Source organism: Nocardia sp. IFM 10818 (assembly GCF_054655275.1).
Genome location: NZ_BAAHJH010000001.1, coordinates 4697439 through 4717020, shown reverse-complemented (window position 1 = coordinate 4717020; position 19582 = coordinate 4697439). Strand labels below are relative to the sequence as shown.

The window sequence follows — 19582 nt, the reverse complement described above, 5'->3', positions numbered from 1 at the left end:
ATTCTGTACCGGGCGACGGGATCTGTCCACCGCTGCCGCGGATCGCCCGGTGTGCGGGCGCAATGGCGCCGTTTCCCTTGTATGCGCCACTGTTTCGCCTTGACACCCGCTGGGCCTGCGGGTTCAATATGGCAATTCCGAAACTGCGTTTCCATCAGAGAAACGCGCGCAGGAGGTGGGCATGACGACCCGCGAATCGTTCAGTCGCTCTCTCGGTCTCGCGGGCCTGGTGGTCGCCGGTGCGTGGGCGGGCCCGATGGCGGGCGGGCAGGTGGCCCTGGTGGCCAAACCGCTCGGTGGGGTACTCGGCATTCCGGGGTCGGTGGTCGGCTACAGCGCGCTCGCCGCGCTGCTGACAGGCTGCGCGACAGCGGGTTTGGCGGCCCGGCGCGGACTCTCGCCGCGCTGGACGGGCTGGTGCGGGATCGCGGCGGGTGTGGCCTGGATCGTCGCGGGCGGCACCGCCGACGCCATGGCTTTCGCCGCGGCCGTACTCGTGGCCGGTGCGGCGGGCGGCCCGCTCATCATGATCGGGCGCGTCCTGGTCTGGCCGCACCGGACCGCACTGACCGGGTGGCATATCGCCATGACGGCGGGCGTGGCCGTCACCGCCGCGCTGGCCGCCGGGAGTGCCGACGCTCCCGGTACCGGGCTCATCGTGGCGGGTGCGGCGGTGATCCTGCACAGTCTCATCGCCTTGCGGGCGCAACCCATTGCGCGGCGAGGGAATTCGATACCCGCCGCTGAACCGGCCACGCGTGTGCCGGCCGGTTACGCCATTGCCGGTCTGGTAGTCGGCGGCACCGTGCTGCCCGCGCTGCACCTGCTGCTGTTTCGCTGGGAGGTCCTCGGCGCCGATCAGGCCGGGCTGCTGTCGGCGGCCGCGGTCCCCGCGAGCATTGCGGTGGCGCTGCCCGGACCCCACCCCCGCGCCATTGCCGTGCTGCTGATTCTGGCCGCGGGCGGGCCGGTGCTGGTGGCCATCGCCCCGGGGCGAGCGACCGTGACCATCGGTCTCGCGCTCACCCTGACCGCCGCCGCGCGTGCCCTCCGGGGGCTGGATCTCCTTGCTTCCCAGAGGCCCAAGCAGCCGCCGGGGACGGTCGCGATCACCGTGTTCATCCCGGTCGCGGCCGGATTGGCGGGGTGGGGCGCGGTCTCGGCCGCCGGGCACGCCGTCGGCGCGGGTACGGCGCTGACCGCGCTCGCCGTGCCCGTCCTGGCCGCGGTGCTGCTGTGGCAACGATCGGCGCGTACGCGGACGGTCCGCGCACCCGTCGCCGATCCGGTATTCGAAGGAGGCACACCATGATTCGATTCGCCACCGGCTGCCTGGCCGCCGCGGCGGCGGCCGCGGTGGGCGCGGCCGCTCCGCTGGGCTCCGCCGCACCGGAACAAGGGCCCACCCTCGTGGTGAGCGCGAGCAGCGGCCTCACCGAAGGTCAGCGGATCACGGTGGACGGCAGCGGTTTCCGGCCCGGCCTCGCGGCCGTCGCGGTGGGCCTGTGTGTCCGGGGCTTCACCAGCGGGGTGCGTGATTGCGACCTCGGGGGCGGCGCCACCTTCGTGAACATCGCCGCGGACGGCACCTTCCCGACGGTCACGCTGACCGCGCGCCCGCGCTTCCACGACATCGACTGCACCCGGCAGCAGTGCGTCATCGCCGCCGCACCCCTGCCGGGAGCCGAACCGCAGGCCGTCATCGACGCGAATTCCGCCGAGGTGCCGGTCGATTTCGCCGGTGCGCCGCCACTCGCGGCCACCACACCGGTGCCGGTCGCCGCACGCGCAGAGACGGAGCTCGAGGGCCCGTCCCTGCCGCTGTGGTCGGTCACCGCCGCCCTGCTGTCCTTTACCGCCATCGCCGCTCTCGCCGACCGGCGCAGATTGTGAAACCCCCTGAGGAGGACTCTCGATGAAGACATTCGCACCACGGTTCGCACTGCTGGGCGGAACCGCCGCCGCGGCCCTGCTGGCGGGCAGCCCGGCCGCGCTCGCCGCACCCGAACTGCAGGTGAACCCGGTCTCGGGAGTGCAAGCGGGGCAAACGGTCACGGTGACGCTGACGGGGCTGCCGCCGAATCTGCCCACCGTGGCCGTGGGACAGTGCACACCGCAGATCACCCTGCCCACCGACTGCCACCTCGGCGGCTCGCTCATGGGCAGCGCCGATGCACAGGGCGCGTGGCAGCCCGGCGACGGCGGTCGCGACCTCGTCCTGGTCGGCGCGGTCGGCGGAACCGACTGCACCGCCGCCCCGGGAGCCTGCACCATCGCCGTGACCAGCCTGACCGATCCATCGCGCATCCTGGCCTCGGTCCCGCTGCGGTTCGGCGCACAGGAGACTCCGAAACCCACTGCACCGGTGGAGATAACCGCGGCCGCCGACAGCGACGAGGACAGCAATACCGGCCTGCTCATCGGGATCGGCGCGGCGGTGGTCGCGGTGGCGGTGGTCGCGGCCGGGCTGGTGCTGGCGCGGCGGCGCGGGTGAGGTCTAGCGCCGGTGAGCCGGATCCGGGTACGCGCGGGCCGGCATACCGGCGCCGCCGGGGCGAAATGCCGCCGGGGCGTGGATGACCGCGGTCTGCGCGTACTCGCGCAGGCCCTCCTCGGCGTACTCGCGGCCGAAGCCGCTGCGTTTGGTGCCCCCGAACGGGGCCCGCAGCGACATGCCGGTGCGGTTGTGGGTGTTGATGAAGGTGAATCCGGCTTCCAGGCGCGCGGCGACGGCGAGCGCCCGGGATTCGTCGGCGGACCAGACCGAGGCGGCCAGCCCGTAGTCGGAGTCGTTGGCGCGGGCCAGGGCCTCGGCCTCGGTGTCGTAGGTGAGGACCGGCACCAGGGGACCGAACTGTTCCTCCCGCACCAGTGCGGCCTGCTCCGGGAGGTCGAGGGCCAGGGCGGGGGCGACGAAGTAGCCGTCCGGGTGGGTCTCCGGCGGATCGGCCAGGGGCAGCAGCCGGCCGCCGCGATTCCAGGCATCGGCAATGAGGTGGTTCATCCGCTCGACGGCGCTCCGGCTGACCACCGGCCCCATGCTGACCCGCTCGTCGAGTGGATCGCCGACCACCAGAATCCGCTGCGCGGCAGCAAGATACGCCGCCACGAACTCGTCCAAGCGGGCCTTGGGCACATACAGCCGCTTGGCCGCCATGCACACCTGGCCCGCCGTGGCGAAGGAGGCGAGCACGAGCCGCTCGTAATCGGCCGGGGTGAGCAGGAAATCGTCGAGGAACACCGCCGGATCGTTGCCGCCGAGTTCGAGCACGACGGGCTTGAGCGCGCGTCCCGCCGCCGCGGCGATACTGCGGCCCGCCTCGGCGCCGCCGGTGAAGGAGATCTTGGCGACGCGCGGATGGGCGATGAGCGCCCGCACTGTGTCCGGGCCGCCGTGGACCACCCGTGTGCCCGGCAGCAGGGCCGCCAGTTCGGTCACCGCGAGGGGCGCGAGCGGAGAGGGCTTGAGCAGCACGGTATTCCCCGCCGCCAGCGCCGGGCCCAGCTTGAGTGTGGCGAGAATGATCGGCGCGTTCCACGGCGTGACCGCCGCGATCACACCGTAGGGCGCGGGCGTGCGCACGATGCGCCCCTGACCGTCGTCGATGATCTCGGAGCCGAGCACCCGCGGCGCGTTCTCGCACACCCAGCGCAGATAGGCGGCGGCGAAACCGATTTCGCCGCGACAGTCGGCGACGGGCTTGCCCGATTCCCGGGCCAGCAGCACGCTCAGCCGTCCGGCGGCGGCGTCGAGGGCGGCGGCGGCCGATGCCAGGGCGGCCAGGCGCTGCTCGAGGGGCAGCGCGGACAACTCCCGGAAGTCCCGATATGCCTGGTGGACAATGGGATCCACCGCATCGGCCGGGGTGACCGGCACCGAGCCGACGATCTCGGATGGGCGTGCGGGATTCTCGCGCGTGATCCTCACCGTGACTCCTCCAGCGAGTCGAGCAGACAGGCGCGGCGCAGGTGGGCGCGGGCGGCGACCGGATCGGCCGCCAGCTCGCGCAGCCGGGCGCGCTCGGCCGCGTCGTGGCCGCGCAGCCGCCGCCAATTGTCGTGGCTGGCACGCTGCACATGATCGACGGCGACCGTGCGCCGCCGGGCCGCCACGGTGTCCAGGCGCGATTGCGGGCCGCCGCCGAGGACCTCGGCGAGGGCCGCGGACAGCTGCACGGCATCGTGGATTCCGCTGTTCATGCCCATACCGCCGAGCGGGTTGTTCACATGTGCGGCATCGCCCATGAGCAGGACGCGGCCGACCCGGAAGGATTCGGTGACGCGCTGATGGACCCGGTAGAGCGAGGCGTGCCGGACGCGCCAGGGCCGCCCCAGATCGGCGACCGTCGCCAAACGCTCGGGCAGGCGCTGCAATTCGAGATCGTCGCCGCTGTCGGCCGGGGTGGGCAGCAGCACCCGCCAGTGCTCGGGAGTGCGCAACAGCACCAGCCATTCGTGCGGATCGAAGACGTAGTTGATCGGCGCGAGGCCGGGCAGGACGGCCGCGAGATCCTCGTCGACCGAGGCGACCAGGAACCGTTCCGGATAAGTGGCGCCGTCGAATCCGGCCCCGATGGCCTGCCGCACCGCCGAATGCGCGCCGTCCGCGCCGATCACCCAGTCGGCGCGGAACTCGCCCCGGGAGGTGTGAACGGTGACCCCGTCACCGGTGGCGCGCACGTCGCGCACGGTGTGGCCGAAACACACTCGCGCCTGCGCGGGCAGCGCGTCGAGCAGGATCGGGGTGAGTTTGCTCTGTTCGCACTGCACCCGGAACGGATAAGCGGTGTCCGTTGCCAGCACGCCCAGATCCAGGGTGGCGATCGCGCCGCCGCTCCGCTCGCGGTACTGGAAGGTGGATGCGATGAGGCCCCGGTCCAGCAGCGCGCTCAGCACGCCGAGCTCCGCGAGCATCTCCAGGGTCGGGGGATGAAAGGTGGAGGCGCGTGATTCGGTCGCCAGGCCCTCGCCTTGTTCGAGGACGGTCACCGGAATTCCGTTGCGCGCCAGCGTGAGCGCGGCCGTCAGCCCGACCGGCCCGGCGCCCACCACCACGACGGCGCTCACGAGGTGTGCAGGGCGAAGCGGCCCTCGACGCCGACGACCCGGGCTCCGGTGAAGAAGCGCAGGGTTTCGCCGGTGCCCTCCTCGCCCAGCCCGGACAGCGCCTAGGCCGGGCGCGGCGTCATGAGGTGCAGGCTCATGATCGAGGACCCGTTGACCTTGACCTCACCGGCCCGAATGCGTTGCGCCACCGTCATTGCCAGTTCCTCGTCGGCGCCGCAGACGTAGCCCTCGAGCCCGTACGGCACGGCATTGGCCAGCCGCACTGCCTCCTCGATCGAGCCGTAACCGACGGTGCCCGCGACCGGGCCGAACACCTCGTCGGCGAGGTCCTCGGCGAGCAGCGCCGGCGCTAGATAGTTCCCGCCCGCGGGCAGGGTGCCGAAGGAGTGGAATCGGCGCCCGGACACCGCCGCCCGCACCCGGGCCACGTGCCGCGAGTGGATGAGCGGGCCGTATTCGGTCTCCCGGTCCAGCGGGTGGCCGATGCGCAGGGCCTGCAAGCGTTTTCCGATCGCCTCCAGGAGCTCTCCGGCCCGCTCGGCGGGCAGGATCAGGCGCCCCAGCGCCCGGCACCACTGGCCGTTGAGGGTGGTGAGCAGTTCGGCCGCCATGCGCGCGGCGGCCTCGAGGTCGGCGTCGGGCAGCACCACCAGCGGATTGTTGCCGCCCAGTTCGAGCTGGCACGGGCGCAGCAGCGGCGCCGACGCCGTGGCGACCGAACGGCCGCCGGCGAGTCCGCCGGTGAAGGAGACGGCTTTGACGCGCGGATCGGCGACCAACTGCGTACCGGTCGCCGCGCCGCCCTGGACCAGCTGGAACATGCCGGGCGGCACATGTTCGGCGATCACCTCCGCCAGCGGGATCGCGCTGTAGGGCGCGAACTCGCTGACCTTGAGCACGACCGGGCAGCCCGCCGCGAGCGCACTGGCCACCTTGTGCGCGGCCATCGGGGCGGGCGCGTTCCACGGCACCAGGCACAGCGCCGGACCCAGCGGCAGCCGGTGCACCCGCACGCCGTCACGGTCGCCGCGCAGCGCACCTTCCCGAATCTGCTGGGCGGCAAGGCGGAACGCGCCCGAGACGATCACGGCGACGATGTCGGTCTGCCGGATCGGCACCCCGGTGGCGCGGGCGTCCAGCTCGGCGATCCACGCCAGCCGGGAGTCGAGCGCGTCGGCGATCGCATCGAGCGCCTCCGGCGTGACGACACCGGAAGTCTTGTCCGCCACCGTGAGTGCGCGCTCGACCCGGTCGGGTGCGGTGGCGACGGCGCGGGCGACCTCGGCTCCGGTCGCCGGATCCTCCAGTCCCAGACCGAGATCCAGCGCGGGCGTTCCCCATTCGCCGTCGACGAGATCGGCGATGGCGGGCAGCGGGGCGGTCATCGCGTGGCCTCCGGTGCGGTGGTGAACAATTCGTTGGCCGTGGCGTCGGTGACGATGCGGGCCACCTCGAGCAGCCCGCGCTCGGCGGGGAAGGTCATGACCAGGCCCATGGCGAGATCGCGCAGCGCGCGCCCGGCAATGCCGCTCATCGACGCCGCCGAGGTGCCGCCCGCCTTGAGCGCGCCGAGGGCCACCTGGAAGCAGGCCTCGGTGACCGCGCCCTTGCCCAGCCGCCACTGCGTGAACACCTCCTGCTTGGGCTTGACCGGCGGTTCCACGGTCTCGATGCCGAGTTGATAGCGCAGCCACAGGTAGGCGGTCTGCAACTGCCGGGTCATCTCGCCGATCAGCACCTGGTGCACGGGGGAGGACGCGATCGGTTCCCCGGTGTCGGCGAAGGTCTTTCGCGTGGTCGCGGCCAGCGTCTCGTCGTAGACGCGCTGGGCGCATCCGGTGTAGACGGCCGCGATGGCGAGCTGATTGCCGACGAAACTGCCCCTGCTCATGGTGAGCATCCTGGTGAACGCGCCGGGCAGCGCCAAGGTCTCGTCGTCGGGAACGAAGACCCCGTCGAGCCGGATGCCGTTATTGGCGGTGGCCCGCATGCCCAGCCCGTCCCAGGGGGCGCGCACGCTCACCCCCGCCGCATCGCGCGGGACGAAGAAGGTCGCCAGCCCCTCGGCGGTCTCGTAGCCCTCGAGCCTGGCCGAGGTCAGGTAGTAGTCGGCGACCCCGGTCGCGCAGCCGAAAGACTTCTCGCCCTGCAGGATCCAGCCGCCGTCCACCTTGCGCGCGGTGGTGGCGATGGTGATGTTGGCCTTGGCGGTCTTCACCGATTCGGAGGCGAAGTTGGCCAGCCAGACCCCGTCGGCCATGCGGGTGAGCACCTTCTCGGCGAAGGCCCGCACCACCGGAATCTCATTGTCCGCGAACAACCCGGCGTCGATCGCCTCGAGCGGCAGCAATCCGCGTGAGGCGCTGGTGTTGTGGAAGAAGTACGCCAGCGCCGTGGACGGGCAGGCGGTGCCCATGGCGTAGGTGGCGGCGGCCAGATCGCGCAGGCCGCCGCCGAGCCCGCCGAATTTCTCGGGTACCACCAGGCCGAGCAGGCCCGCGTCGCGCAGGAGCGCGATATGGGAGGCCGGGAAGGTGGCGGTGTGATCGGCCTGCTCGGCGGCGGCGCGCAGGGCGGGCAGGACCGTCTCGACGCGGTGCGCGCGTTCGCGTTCGGCGTCGGTCATATCTTCGACGAGCCGTTCGCCGGTGGGTCGTTCGCCGGTCATCGGGCAATCCCCTCGTGGTAGGTGCGGTCGTGGTAGATGAGCGGGGGTGCGGGCCGCGGGGTGGCGGCTTCCTGGACCAGGCCGAGCACGATGGTGTGGTCCCCGGCCGGATGGCAGGCGGCGACCACGCAGTCGAGCCAGGCCACCGCATCGGTGAGGACGGCCGCGCCGCTGCGCGCGGTGGTCCACTCGCCGAGCGCGAAACGGTCGCCGGCGCTCGACGCGGCGAACCGCCGGCCGATGTCCTCGTGATCGTGGCCGAGCACAGTGATCGCGAACACGCCGCTGCGGCGGATGAGTCGGCAGGTGGTGCTGGCGGTGGTCAGGCAAATGGAGACGAGTGGGGGATCCAGCGCCACACTGGTGAACGAACTGGCCGTCATACCGTGTAGCCCGCCGTCGTCGCGGATGGTCGTCACCACGACCACGCCGGTGGCCCACTGCGCCAGTACCGCACGGAGATCGGTCGAACTCACAGCTGCTCCGTTTCGATAGTGGAAACGCTGTTACGCACACGGTAACGCCCGATTGTGCGCGGGTGCAACCGGACGCGGAAAAACGGCCACCGCCCAAGGCATTCGGCGGGGCGTTTCCCAATGGGAAATGGCGTGCCCTAAGCTGGAGGCGTGTCGGACACCGAGGCCGAGAGCCAGAGTCGTTCCATTGCCGCCGTCGAGCGGGCCATGGACGTGTTGTTGCTGTTCGGCCGCACCGGCCGGCCCGATCTCGGGGTCACCGAGATCGCCAATGAACTGGGCCTGACCAAGGCCGCGGTGCACCGCATCCTGACCGCGCTGCGCAATCGGGACCTGATCACCCTGGAGCCGACCACCCGCCGTTACGCCCTGGGGCACGCCGCCATCGCGCTCGGCCGCGCCTATCTCGCACGCACCGACCTGCGGGTCATGGCGGCCCCCGAACTGCGCCGGCTGGCCTCGCTGACCGGCGAGACCGCCACCCTGTCGATTCGCCGCGGCGACACCCGCATGTACGTGGATCAGGTGGTGCCGGACCAGGAATTGCGCATGGAGGTCGCGCTCGGCGTCCCGTATCCGCTGCATGCCGGCAGCTCCTCCAAGGCCATCCTGGGCTTCCTGCGCAGCGAGGAGATCGACGAGTATCTCGATCGGCACGAGCTGACCCCCTACACCGACGCCACCATCACCACCCCCCGCAAACTGCGCACCGAACTGGCCGAGGTGCGCAAGCGCGGATACGCGATCTCGCTGGGGGAGCGGCAGATCGGCGCCGCCTCCATCGCGGCCCCGGTGCTCGACCACGACGGCGGCGTGGTGGCGGCGATCAGCGTGTGCGGGCCGCTGTCGCGATTCGAACCGCGCATGAAGGAGTGCGTGCCGATGCTGCAGAAGGCGGCGGGCGCGGTCTCGGCGCAGCTGGGGTACTCCGGCTAGCGTCACAACTGCGCGCCGGGCTTGAGCACGCCCAGCGCCGCCGCCGCGAGCACACTGGCCCAGATCGTCCAGACATAGGGCAGGCAGCCGTCGACGCTGCCCCGCAATGTGCGCTCCACCCGCTCGGTGGAACCGGTCGCGACGAGCGCGCCGAAGGCGGGACCGAAGGGGCGCAAGGTCATTCGAATGCCGAGCCCGGCGGTGATGGCGGCACCGTACAGCAGGATCTTGCCGCCCAGCCAGCGCGGATTCGTGGTGACGCCGAACGGTTCGGCGGCGATCAGGGCGTAGCAGCCCGAGACCGCCAGGCCCGCGACGACCGCGATCCGGATGGCGAGATCGGCGCGATGGACGCCTGCGATCCGGCCGTGGGTGCGGTGCTGAATCACCGTGAGCGCCAGCCATACCGCCGCGAACAGCCACACGGCGACCACGAACCATCCGGGGAACAAGCCGATTCCGAACAGGGACGCGCCGTGTGGTTCCAGCGCCATGAGCGTGAGGCCGCTGGGCAGGAACAGCACCAGGCAGATCTTCGGTCCCAGATCGAGCCCGCTCATGATGGCCAGCGCCGTGGCGCGCGCGGCCGGGGTGCGCTCCGGATCGATGACGAAACGGCTGGAGTAGTACACCCCGAGGTCCCCGCCCAGCCAGAACACGAACAGCAACAGGTGCAGCAGGATCCACCAGCCGTTCGGGTGCGCTCCCATGTCTTCTCCCTGTTCTCTTCTGCGAAACGGTGTTTCGACGGTAAGCTCCGCCGACAGTCTCACATCGAAACAGTGTTTCCACAACCGAAACGGGTCCCCATGCGCTGTCTCCTTGCGGCCACTCTGTCCCTGCTGCTGCTCACCGCCGCGCCCGCCACCGCCGATGACGGTGTGCGCCAGGCGGAAACCCGCATTGCCGCCGATGCGGCCACCGTCTGGTATCCCACCGCCGCGGAGCGCCGCCTGCCGGTCGCACTGCTCCTGCCCGGGGCGAATGTGCGGCGCGCGCACTATGCGCGCTTCGCCGCGGCGGTGGCGGAATACGGATTCGTCGTCGTGGTGCCCGAGCGCTATCCGATGCCCGGATACAGCCTGCCCAGCGAGTTCGCGCTCGGCGATGTGGTGTCCTGGGCCCGGGAGCGGGCGGCCGGGGACGCCTCCGGGCTCGGCGCGCGCATCGATCCGGAGACGCTGGTGGTGGCCGGGCACTCCTACGGCGGGGCCGCCGCCCTGTACGCCGCGGCCGATCGCTGTCAGCCGCCCTTCTGCTTCGGCCTGTCCTACCGGCATCCGCCGCAACTGCGGGCCATCGCCGCGCACGGCGCCAACACCACCATCGGCGGCGCCGTCGATTCGGTTGCGGTGCTGGGGATTCCGGTCATGTATCTGAACGGCACCGAGGACGGGGTGAGCGAACCGGCCGAGGCCCTGGAGAGCTTCGCCCGGCTCTCCGGCGCGCCGGAGGCGGTGTTCGTGCACCTGGTGGGCGCGAATCACTTCGGGCTCGCCGATATCGACAATCCGCCCGGGGCCGCCCCGGATTCCCGCGCCTGCACCGCGCCGCGGGAGCAGACGATCGCCACCGCGGCCCGCTGGACCGCGCTGTGGTTCCGGTCGCAACTCGGCGATGCGGAGGCCCGGCGGTACGTCTTCGAGACGGGTCCGCGCACGGATGCGGCCGTGTGGGTCGAGACCCGCTGACCGATGCATCGTTTGTGCATCGATTAGTGGGTATGCTGGGGAGCATGCCGGTCTCCATCGCGCTGTTCACCCGCGATCTGCGCATGCGCGACAATCCCGTGCTCACCGCCGCCATCCGGGAAGCGGCGGAGGTGGTGCCGCTGTTCGTCCTCGACGAGGAGGTGCTGCGGCGGGTGCGGCACGCACCGAACCGGGTGCGGTTCCTGCTGGCCGCGCTGACCGAACTGGACGGCGAACTGCGCGCCCGGGGCGGGCGGGTGGTGCTGCGGCGCGGCCGGGTGGCCGAGGAGGTGGAGCGGGTGGCGCGCGAGACCGGCGCCGGCGCCCTGCATGTCGCCGAGGATGTCAGCGGGTACAGCCGGGAGCGGGAAAACGTTCTGTGGGAACGGCTTTCGCGGATCGGCTGCCGGGTGCGGACTCATCCGGCGTCCATCACCGCCGTGGATCCGGCCGAGATGAAGCCCGATACCGGCCGCGGTCACTACGCGGTGTTCACGCCCTACTTCCGGCGCTGGCTCAAAATCCCCATGCGCCGTCCGCTGCCCGCACCGGACCGGCTCACCGTGCCCGCCATCGCGAGCGCTCCGATACCGGATCTCGGCGAGCTCTGCGCCGCCATGGCCTCACCCGGACTGCGGGTCGGCGGCGAGGTCACCGGACGGGAATTGCTGGCGTGCTGGCTGTCCGGTCCCCTGCGCGACTATGCCGAGCACAAGGATCTGCTGGCGGTCGAGGGCACTTCGGGACTGTCGCCCTATCTGCACTTCGGCTGCCTCTCACCGGCGGAGGTGGTGTACCGCACCGATACCGCGACCGCCGGCGGGCACGCCTTCGTCCGGCAGGTGGCCTGGCGGGACTTCCACCATCAGGTGCTGGCCGACCGCCCCGAGGCCGCCGCGCACGACTACCGCTCCGGCGGCCGGTCCTGGCGCACGGAGCCGGACGGCCTGGCGGCCTGGCGCGCGGGGCGCACCGGATATCCGGTGGTCGACGCCGGCATGCGCCAACTGCTCGCCGAGGGTTGGCTGCCCGGCCGCGCCCGCTTGATCGCGGCCAGTTTCCTGGCCAAGACGCTGCGCGTGGACTGGCGTTCGGGCGCAGCCCATTTCGAACGCTGGCTGGTCGACGCCGATCTCGCGAACAACCGGCTGAACTGGCAGTGGGTCGCCGGAACCGGCACCGACACCCGGTCCAGCCGCGTGCTCAACCCGCTGCGCCAGGCCGATCGCTACGATCCGGACGGCGCCTACGCGCGGCGCTGGCTGCCGGAACTCGCGCACCTGCCCGGCGGAGCGATCCACCGTCCGTGGCGCGCCGCGGTGCCCGCCGCGGTCTATCCGCCGCCGATCGTCGAATTCAATGGCATGTGAGCGGATTTCACCGGCGTGCGTGCCGCGCGAACCGCTCGACGGCCTCGGTGAGGCCGTCGAGCCGGGTGACCGCCTCCGGCAGTACGACGGCGTCCCACCCGGGACCGCCGGCGTAGACGGTCGCACCCGCGTCGGTACCGGCGCGCAGGGCCGCGGTGAGCGCGGTGGCGTGCTGTTGCGACCACAGCAGGACCGTGGCCGGGACCGGCAGGCGGGTCAGCGTGTCGCGCAGGGCGGCGGTGGGCACGTCCGGGCCGAGCATATGGGCGCCGAGGCCGCGCTCGGCCAAGGCTGCCCGCAGGACTTCCAGTGGCAGGGAATGGGTTTCGCCGCTGGTGCAGGCGAGCACGAGTGGTGCGGGCGCGGCGTCGGGCGGGGGAGCGGCCCGGTGCAGGCTGGCGATGATGCACCAGGACAACAGGTGTTCGACGTCCACGCAGCCCTCGCCGCCGAGCTGGCGGGCCACGATATCGGCGAAAGCGGGGCGGCACAGGCGATCCCAGGTGTCGGCCACCCCGTAATCGCGCAGGTGCGTGGTCAGCAGCTCGCACACCGCCCGGCTCTCCAGCGCGAACGCGGCGGTGAGCAGCGCGGCCTTGTCGCCCAGCGGCACGGCGGGTCCGCGGGCGGCCGCCGCGGCCCCGGCCGGGGTGGCGCCCGCCCTGATGAGGTTCACCATCCGGGTCAGCAGCGCGATATCGCTCTCGGAGTACAAGCGGTGACGGCCGGGCCGGTCCTGTGGCGGCCCGATGCGGTAGCGCCGATTCCAGCTGCGCAGAGTGGCGGTCGGGATCCCGAGCCGCTCGGCCACCGCGCGCACCGGATAGCCGGCGGGCTCGGGTAGGGGCTGCGGACCATCGGGCATGCCCTGATTGTGCCTGCCGCCCGTCGTCGCAACGATCGCACCCGGACGGAGTGTCGGTCCGTGACCGCGAGAGCACCTCGGCGCCCCGGTGTGGAGTCAGGGCAGCAGTCGTAGCGCGGCGTCGAGATCGATCACATCGGCGTACTTCGCGTTCAGGTCGTAGAGATTGGCCTCGTGCAGGCGGGGGTCGCGATCCCCGCAGGCCTCGGCGACGACCATGGGGCGGAACCCGTGCTGGAGGGCGTCGGTGGCGGTGGCCCGGACACAGCCGCTGGTCGTGAGCCCGGTGATGAGCAGAGTATCGATGCCCGCCGCCGTCAGATTGGATGCCAGCGCGGTGCCGTGAAACGCGCTGGGGTACTGCTTGACCACCACGCACTCGCCCGGCAGCGGCGCCGGATCGGCGAGGAATTCCCCCAGCGGGCTGCCCTCCTCGAAGACCGCCAATGTGGGTATCTTCCGCCGGAACAGCCCGCCCTCGTCGGTGCCGGGCCGGTAGCTCACGCGGGTGAACAGGACCGGGCAACCGCCCGCGCGGGCCCGATCGACCACGGCGGCAGCGGCTTTCACCGCCTCCTCCACGGGGGCGCGCAGCGGCGAGCCGTCGGTCAGGTAGGCCGCGCAGACATCGACGACCAGCACCGCCGGTCGCGCTCCGGCCCCGAGCGGTGTGCCGTACCCGGCCGCGCGGGCATCCTCGGCGAGATCCTTCATGCGAATTCCCTTCAGATCACGCCGTTTTCGGCGAGTTCGGCAATGCGGCCGGGGTCCAGCCCGAGGACGCCGCCGTACACCGCGGCATTGTGCTCGCCCAGTTCCGGTCCGGCGTGCCGGATGGCGCCGGGGGTCGCGCTGAGCTTGGGCACCACATTGTGCATGGGCAGCTCCCCGAATTCGGGGTGCGCGATGCGCACGATCGCCTCGCGGGCGGCGAAATGCGGATCGGCGAACATGTCACGGGCGGTGTAGATCCGGCCCGCCGGCACGCCCGCCGCGTGCAGCCGTTCGAGGAGCTCATCGGCCTTCGCCGTGACCGTCCACGCGGCGATGAGCTCGTCGAGTTCGCCCATCCGTTCACCGCGTGCGGTGTGGGTCGCATAGCGTTCGTCGGTGGCCAGGCCGGCATGGCCCATGAGCTCGGCGAGCCGGGCGAAGACGGTGTCCTGGTTCGCGGCGATGAGGATCATCTCGCCTGCGGCGGTCGGATACACATTGCTGGGCGCGACATTCGGCAGCACCGATCCGGTGCGCTCGCGCTGATAGCCGGTGACGGCGTATTCCGGCAGCAGGGATTCCATCATGGCCAGCACCGCCTCGTAGATGGCCGAATCCACCAGCTGGCCCTGTCCGGTCCGGTCGCGGTGGTGCAGGGCGGTGAGGGCGCCGATGGTGGCGAAGACGGCGGCGAGCGAATCGCCCAGGGAGATACCGGTGCGCGCGGGTGGATGTCCGGGATCGCCTGTGGTGTAGCGGATTCCGCCCATGGCCTCGCCGATGGACCCGTATCCGGCGCGCGGGGCGTACGGCCCGGTCTGGCCGTAGCCGGTGACCCGCACCATGATCAGGCCCGGATTGCGCTCCCGCAGCCGGTCGTAGCCGAGTCCCCACCGCTCCATGGTTCCGGGCCGGAAGTTCTCGATGACGATATCGGCGCGGTCGATGAGCTCGCGCGCCAGCCGCTGGCCGTCGGCCCGGCGCAGATCGCAGGTGACCGATTTCTTGTTGCGCGCCACCACCGGCCACCACAGCGATTTGCCCTGCGACTGTTCACGTCCCCACTGGCGCATGGGATCTCCGGTTCCGGGCGCCTCGAGCTTGATCACCTCCGCGCCGAAATCGCCGAGCAGTTGCCCGCAGAACGGTCCGGCCAGCAACTGGCCCATCTCGATCACGCGCAGATCGGCCAGCGGCCCGGGGGAATCGGCCAGCGGCCCGGGGGAATCGGCCAGCGGCCCGGGGGAATCGGCCAGCGGCCCGGGGGAATCGGCCAGCGGCCCGGGGGAATCGGCCAGCGGCCCGGGGGAAGGGGTCGGTGCGGCGGCCATGCGTCGCCTCCGTTCGTGGGACGACCGACCGCGGCGGCGATCGGGTACTGTTGGCGAAAGTGGTAACACTGTATCCCTGAGAGAAACAGTGCTGCAAGGCAAACACATTCGGGAGGACCCGTGAATGTCACCGTGCTGGAAGTCGCCCCGCGCGACGGATTGCAGAACGAACCGGCGATCGTCGCGACCGAGCACAAGATCCGCCTGATCGAGCGGTCCGTCGCGGCGGGTCTGCGGCGGATCGAGGCGGTGAGTTTCGTGAACCCGCACCGGGTTCCGCAGATGGCCGATGCCGAGGCGGTCATGGCGGGCGTACCCCGTGCGGCCGGGGTGTCCTACGCGGGGCTGGTGTTCAACGAGCGCGGCTTGGACCGCGCCCTGGCCGCGGGTGTGGACGAGATCAATGTCGTCGTGGTGGCGACCGATACCTTCAGCGGGCGCAATCAGGGCTGCACCACCCTGGAGGGGGTCGAGCGCTGGGCGGCGCTGGCACGGCGCGCGGCCGCGGCCGGTCTGCGGCGCACGGTCACCCTCGCGGCCGCCTTCGGCTGCCCCTTCGAAGGGGAGGTCGCTCCGGCATGGGTGCTGGAGCTGGTGCGCCGTGTCGCGGCGGCGGATCCCGACGAGATAGCGCTCGCCGACACCATCGGCGTCGGCACCCCCGATCGCGTGCGCACCCTGGTGACCGCGACCGCCGCCCTGGCGCCCGCCGCCACCGTGCGCTGCCATTTCCACAACACGCGAAACACCGGCTACGCCAATGCCGTCGCCGCCATCGACAGCGGTGCGCGGGTGCTCGATGCCAGCACCGGCGGTATCGGCGGCTGCCCCTTCGCACCCGCCGCCACCGGCAATATCGCGACCGAGGATCTGCTGTATCTGCTGGACCGCATGGGCATCGCCACCGGCGTGCGCAGGGACACGGTCAGCGAAACCGGGACCTGGCTGGGGGAGGTGCTCGGCTCCCCGGTGCCCGCCCTGCTCGGCCGGGCCGGGGGTTTCCCCGCGGCCGGACCCGGTTCCGCGTGACGCTCCGCAGCGCCTAGTCCGCGCTCCGGAGGCGGGTCAGGAGCTTGCCGAGATCGTCGAGATCGGCCAGGCCGTAGGTCATCTCGCTGATGTCGTCGGCCTGGGCGGTGGACAGGACGCCGGCGGTATTGAGACGAAACTTCCGGGCCAGCTCCTCCGATGAGAGCGGGTTACCGGGTCCGCCGCGATTGACGTCCACGCGCTCGGTGAGGATGCGACCGTCGTGCAGTTCCGCGGTGAGCACGGCGGGGAACTGGTGCGGGAAGATCTCGCCGCAGTGGGCGTCGGGGACGCAGACCACCTTGGCCGCCAAGGCGAGCCGGGCCGGATCGCGGGCCGCCTCGTCGGTGAAGTCCGCGTGGAACAACCCCAGTCCGCCGCCGCCGAGCAAGGCCGCCGCGACGGTGTACGGACCGGAGAACGCGGCGTGGTAACCCGATTCCGGATGTCGTTTGGCGGCGGCGGGTTCGGCGATGGTGCGCAGTACCGGCCCGGGTGCACCCAGGGTGAGACGGACGACATCGCCGGCGGTGACGCCGCGCTCGCGCAGTCGCAGGGCGGCATCGATTCCGGCGTGGGTGAAGTGGTTGCAGGGATACGGTTTGAAGAACACCCCCGGTAGCTCCCAGTGCTCGCCGAGCCCGTCGAGTATCGGGGCGATATCGGCCCGGTTGCCGCAAAAGGCTTGGAGCAGGCCGAATCTGCCCTCGACCACCGTGGGCGGACCGGTGAGGCCGTGGCGGGCCAGCCCCGCGGCGGTCACCGCCGCGTGCGCGGCCCAGCCGCAGTGGACGCGCTTGACGGTGCCCCCGGTCCGATTCGCCTCCAGCAGGCCCGAACCCATGCTCGCGGCGATACCGAGGGCATGGCCGATGCCTGCCGCGTCGAGGCCGTAGAGCATGGCCGCCGCGGCCGCGCCGCCGAGCGTCCCGCAGATGGCGGTGGCGTGCAGGCCGCGCTCGAAGAACACCGAGTTGCCGAGGTTCTCGTCATAGCCGGCCATGCCGATCCGCACGGTGAGCTCCACGCCCACGGCAATGGCGTCCAGGAGCGCGGCGCCGGTGGCCCCGGTAGCCTCGGCGACGGCCAGCGCCGCGGGCACCACCGTCGCGGACGGATGCAGCACCGAGGGCAGATGCGTGTCGTCGAAATCCAGTGCGTGCGCGAGGGTTCCGCCCAGCAGCGCCGCACCGGCCTCCGGACAGCGGTGCGGCAGCCCGAGGGCGGTGGCCCGGGCCGGGCCACCCCACTCCAGCACCAGCTCCCGCACCGCCGCAGCGGCCGGGACATGCTGCGCCGCAAGGCTGTTGCCCAGTGCGTCGAGCAGCCGCCGGGTCGCGTCGGCGCGCAATTCGGCGCCGACGCCCCGATCTCGCGTGTGCGCGGCGAAGTGCGCGAGCCGCCCCACTACCGTCGTCGCGCTCATCGGCTCACCGCCGCCAGCGGGCGCACGGGCGAGCCGGTGCCGCCCACGATGCGCAGGGGCGCGAGCACGAAGACGAATTCGGTGAGCTCCGCGGCGGCGAGATCCTCCAGGGCGAGATGCTCGAGCAGGTAGATACCGGATTCGACCAGCAGCACGCGGTGCACGGGCAGGACGGCGTGACCCGCGCCGGGCGCGATGCGCTCGTAGGCGGTGGTGTCGGCTCCGGTGGCGGCGATACCGCGCGCGGCCAGCCAGCGCGCGCCCTCGACACCCACGCCCGGAACCCCGGTCGCAGCACCGAGATACGCCTGCGGCTCGCCGAACAGCCGCGCCCAGCCGGTCCGGATCAGCACCACGTCACCGGGTTCGAGTTCCACGCCGAGTCGTCTCGTCGCGCGCTCGAGATCGTCGGCGGTGACCTCGTATCCGCCGGGCAGGATATCGGTGCCGTGCAGGCGCGCGATATCGAGGAGCAGGCCGCGGCACACGAAGCCGGGCAGCCGTTCGGCGCCGTGGGCGCTGAAGCTCCCGCCGCGCTGGGCCGCCGCGGCATCGATGCCGCCGTGCAGCAGGCCGTCGTGGCTGACATGGCTGAGGGCGTCGATATGGGTGCCGACATGGCCGCCGGTCACAATGATCTCGTTGGCCGCCGAACCGCCGTCGGGCCGCACGGTATCGCCGTGCCTGCGGGCCAGGGTCATCCGGAAGCCGGGATGGTTGGGCGAGCACGGCATTCCGGTGAAGAAGGGCTGGCCGAGCTCGATCAGCCGGATCCCGCCGCGCACCGCGGCGACGAGCGGATCGCGCATGCTCATCGGACCACCCCCGCGGCGCGCAGCCGGGCCAGCCGTTCGGCGTCGACGCCGTAGGCGCCCAGCACCTCCGCGGTGTGCGCGCCCAGCGGTGGTCCCGCCCAGCGGATCCGGCCCGGTGTGGCGGAGAGCCGGAAGATCACGTTCTGCATGCGTATCCTGCCCAGTTCGTCGTCGGGGATTTCGGCGATGGCGCCCAGCGCGCGGAATTGCGGATCGGCCAGGACATCGGCGGCGGTGTAGACGGGAGCTATGGCGGCCTCGGCCTTCTCGAAGGCGGCCAGCACCTCGCCGGTATCGCGTTCGGCGATCCAGGCCCCGACCGCGGCGTCGAGTTCGTCGGCGTGCCTGGCGCGTTCGGCGCCGGAGCCGAACCAGGGCTCGTCGATGAACTCCGGGCGGCCCACCAGCCGCATCACCCGCTCGGCCACCGACTGCGCACTGGTGGACACCGCGACCCAGCCGCCGTCGGCGGTGCGGTACACATTCCGCGGCGCGTTGTTCGAGGAGCGATTGCCCGTCCGCGGCGGCAGTTCGCCGAGCTGGTCGTAGGCAATGAGCTGCGGGCCCAGCAGGGTGAGGATGGGTTCGATAATGGCCAGGTCGATCTGCTGGCCGCACCCGTCGCGATCGCGGGCGCGCAGTGCGGTCATGATGGCGAAAGCCGTTGCCTGCGCCGCGATTCCGTCGGCGAGACCGAAGGGAGGCAGGGTGGGCGGCCCGTCCGGTTCGCCGGTGAGGGCGGCGAATCCGCTCATGGCCTCGGCGAGGGTGCCGAAGCCGGGGCGGCGGGCGTAGGGGCCGATCTGCCCGAAACCGGTCACCCGGGCCAGCACCAGCCCCGGATTGATCTCCCGCAGTTCGGGATAGCCCAGTCCCCAGCGCTCGAGGGTGCCCGGGCGGAAGTTCTCGATCACCACATCGGCGTCGGCGGCCATGCGCCGGAACAACTCCTGGCCCTCGGGGGAGCCCAGGTACAGCGTCACCGATTTCTTGCCGCGCCCCAGCATCTTCCACCACAGGCCGACGCCGTCGCGCTGGGCGCCGTGGCCGCGGACCGGATCTCCCTGGGGATGCTCGATCTTCACCACCTCGGCCCCGAAATCCGCCAGCAGCGTCGCCGCCAGCGGTCCGGCGAACAGCGTCGCCGCATCCAGCACCCGGATTCCCGACAGTGGTCCGTCCATGGCCCAACTC

The 19582-nt window shown here is 71.8% G+C and carries 19 protein-coding genes; 7 read left to right on the top strand and 12 right to left on the bottom strand.

Annotated features, from left to right (window positions below):
* Positions 1–181 precede the first annotated feature (181 nt).
* Genes ACYQ5L_RS21830 through ACYQ5L_RS21820 form a run of 3 tightly spaced genes read left to right on the top strand, consistent with a single transcriptional unit; the run spans position 182 to position 2494 of the window.
* Positions 182–1312 carry a hypothetical protein gene (locus ACYQ5L_RS21830; RefSeq protein ID WP_459959703.1) on the top strand — a complete coding sequence of 377 codons (1131 nt, stop codon included), beginning with the start codon at positions 182–184 and terminating at the stop codon, positions 1310–1312.
* On the top strand, positions 1309–1893 hold the full coding sequence (locus ACYQ5L_RS21825) for a neocarzinostatin apoprotein domain-containing protein (protein ID WP_459959701.1): 585 nt from the start codon (positions 1309–1311) through the stop codon (positions 1891–1893). The genes ACYQ5L_RS21830 and ACYQ5L_RS21825 overlap by 4 nt, the downstream gene beginning before the upstream one ends.
* A 22-nt stretch (positions 1894–1915) precedes the next feature.
* Positions 1916–2494 carry a neocarzinostatin apoprotein domain-containing protein gene (locus tag ACYQ5L_RS21820; RefSeq protein ID WP_459959700.1) on the top strand — a complete coding sequence of 193 codons (579 nt, stop codon included), beginning with the start codon at positions 1916–1918 and terminating at the stop codon, positions 2492–2494.
* A gap of 3 nt (positions 2495–2497) precedes the next feature.
* On the opposite strand, the gene ACYQ5L_RS21815 is transcribed toward ACYQ5L_RS21820, so the two are convergent.
* From ACYQ5L_RS21815 to ACYQ5L_RS21795, 5 genes are all read right to left on the bottom strand, one after another.
* The gene (locus ACYQ5L_RS21815) at positions 2498–3928 is read right to left on the bottom strand and encodes an aldehyde dehydrogenase family protein (protein ID WP_459959698.1); all 1431 of its coding nucleotides are present in this window, start codon (positions 3926–3928) and stop codon (positions 2498–2500) included.
* A complete protein-coding gene (locus ACYQ5L_RS21810; protein ID WP_459959695.1) occupies positions 3925–5067 on the bottom strand; it encodes an FAD-dependent oxidoreductase in 1143 nt (380 codons plus the stop codon). Before ACYQ5L_RS21810 ends, ACYQ5L_RS21815 begins: the two co-directional genes overlap by 4 nt.
* Before the next feature lie 101 nt (positions 5068–5168).
* The gene (locus ACYQ5L_RS21805) at positions 5169–6452 is read right to left on the bottom strand and encodes an aldehyde dehydrogenase family protein (protein WP_459959693.1); all 1284 of its coding nucleotides are present in this window, start codon (positions 6450–6452) and stop codon (positions 5169–5171) included.
* Positions 6449–7735, bottom strand: a complete 1287-nt coding sequence (locus ACYQ5L_RS21800; RefSeq protein ID WP_459959692.1) for an acyl-CoA dehydrogenase family protein — start codon at positions 7733–7735, stop codon at positions 6449–6451. The genes ACYQ5L_RS21805 and ACYQ5L_RS21800 overlap by 4 nt, the downstream gene beginning before the upstream one ends.
* Complete coding sequence (locus ACYQ5L_RS21795) at positions 7732–8211, bottom strand: flavin reductase family protein (RefSeq protein ID WP_459959690.1); 480 nt, start codon at positions 8209–8211, stop codon at positions 7732–7734. The genes ACYQ5L_RS21800 and ACYQ5L_RS21795 overlap by 4 nt, the downstream gene beginning before the upstream one ends.
* A gap of 150 nt (positions 8212–8361) precedes the next feature.
* Between ACYQ5L_RS21795 and ACYQ5L_RS21790 the strand changes: the two genes are divergently transcribed.
* Entirely contained in the window at positions 8362–9147 is a 786-nt protein-coding gene (locus tag ACYQ5L_RS21790; RefSeq protein ID WP_459959689.1) for an IclR family transcriptional regulator, read from the top strand.
* A gap of 2 nt (positions 9148–9149) precedes the next feature.
* Here ACYQ5L_RS21790 and ACYQ5L_RS21785 read toward each other — a convergent pair whose 3' ends face one another.
* Positions 9150–9857, bottom strand: a complete 708-nt coding sequence (locus ACYQ5L_RS21785) for a hypothetical protein (protein ID WP_459959688.1) — start codon at positions 9855–9857, stop codon at positions 9150–9152.
* A 99-nt stretch (positions 9858–9956) separates the two neighbouring features.
* Between ACYQ5L_RS21785 and ACYQ5L_RS21780 the strand changes: the two genes are divergently transcribed.
* Entirely contained in the window at positions 9957–10838 is an 882-nt protein-coding gene (locus ACYQ5L_RS21780) for an alpha/beta hydrolase family protein (RefSeq protein WP_459959687.1), read from the top strand.
* Positions 10839–10882: 44 nt separating this feature from the next.
* Positions 10883–12208, top strand: a complete 1326-nt coding sequence (locus tag ACYQ5L_RS21775) for a cryptochrome/photolyase family protein (protein ID WP_459959686.1) — start codon at positions 10883–10885, stop codon at positions 12206–12208.
* A gap of 7 nt (positions 12209–12215) precedes the next feature.
* Here ACYQ5L_RS21775 and ACYQ5L_RS21770 read toward each other — a convergent pair whose 3' ends face one another.
* From ACYQ5L_RS21770 to ACYQ5L_RS21760, 3 genes are all read right to left on the bottom strand, one after another.
* Positions 12216–13073, bottom strand: coding sequence for a MerR family transcriptional regulator (locus tag ACYQ5L_RS21770; protein WP_459959684.1), 858 nt, complete (start codon positions 13071–13073; stop codon positions 12216–12218).
* 96 nt (positions 13074–13169) lie between these two features.
* The gene (locus tag ACYQ5L_RS21765) at positions 13170–13787 is read right to left on the bottom strand and encodes an isochorismatase family protein (protein WP_459959682.1); all 618 of its coding nucleotides are present in this window, start codon (positions 13785–13787) and stop codon (positions 13170–13172) included.
* A gap of 11 nt (positions 13788–13798) precedes the next feature.
* Positions 13799–15118: a CaiB/BaiF CoA transferase family protein gene (locus ACYQ5L_RS21760; protein WP_459959679.1), complete on the bottom strand. Its 1320-nt coding sequence runs from the start codon at positions 15116–15118 to the stop codon at positions 13799–13801.
* Between the two features lie 120 nt (positions 15119–15238).
* On the opposite strand from ACYQ5L_RS21760, the gene ACYQ5L_RS21755 reads away from it, so the two are divergent.
* Positions 15239–16147: a hydroxymethylglutaryl-CoA lyase gene (locus ACYQ5L_RS21755; protein WP_459959676.1), complete on the top strand. Its 909-nt coding sequence runs from the start codon at positions 15239–15241 to the stop codon at positions 16145–16147.
* Between the two features lie 13 nt (positions 16148–16160).
* Here ACYQ5L_RS21755 and ACYQ5L_RS21750 read toward each other — a convergent pair whose 3' ends face one another.
* From ACYQ5L_RS21750 to ACYQ5L_RS21740, 3 genes are read right to left on the bottom strand one after another with little or no spacing between them, the layout of a single operon-like run.
* The gene (locus tag ACYQ5L_RS21750; RefSeq protein ID WP_459959675.1) at positions 16161–17573 is read right to left on the bottom strand and encodes an MmgE/PrpD family protein; all 1413 of its coding nucleotides are present in this window, start codon (positions 17571–17573) and stop codon (positions 16161–16163) included.
* Positions 17570–18388 (bottom strand): cyclase family protein, encoded by an 819-nt coding sequence (locus ACYQ5L_RS21745; RefSeq protein WP_459959671.1) that lies wholly within the window; start codon positions 18386–18388, stop codon positions 17570–17572. The genes ACYQ5L_RS21750 and ACYQ5L_RS21745 overlap by 4 nt, the downstream gene beginning before the upstream one ends.
* Positions 18385–19572 (bottom strand): CaiB/BaiF CoA transferase family protein, encoded by a 1188-nt coding sequence (locus ACYQ5L_RS21740; protein WP_459959670.1) that lies wholly within the window; start codon positions 19570–19572, stop codon positions 18385–18387. The genes ACYQ5L_RS21745 and ACYQ5L_RS21740 overlap by 4 nt, the downstream gene beginning before the upstream one ends.
* Positions 19573–19582 lie beyond the last annotated feature (10 nt).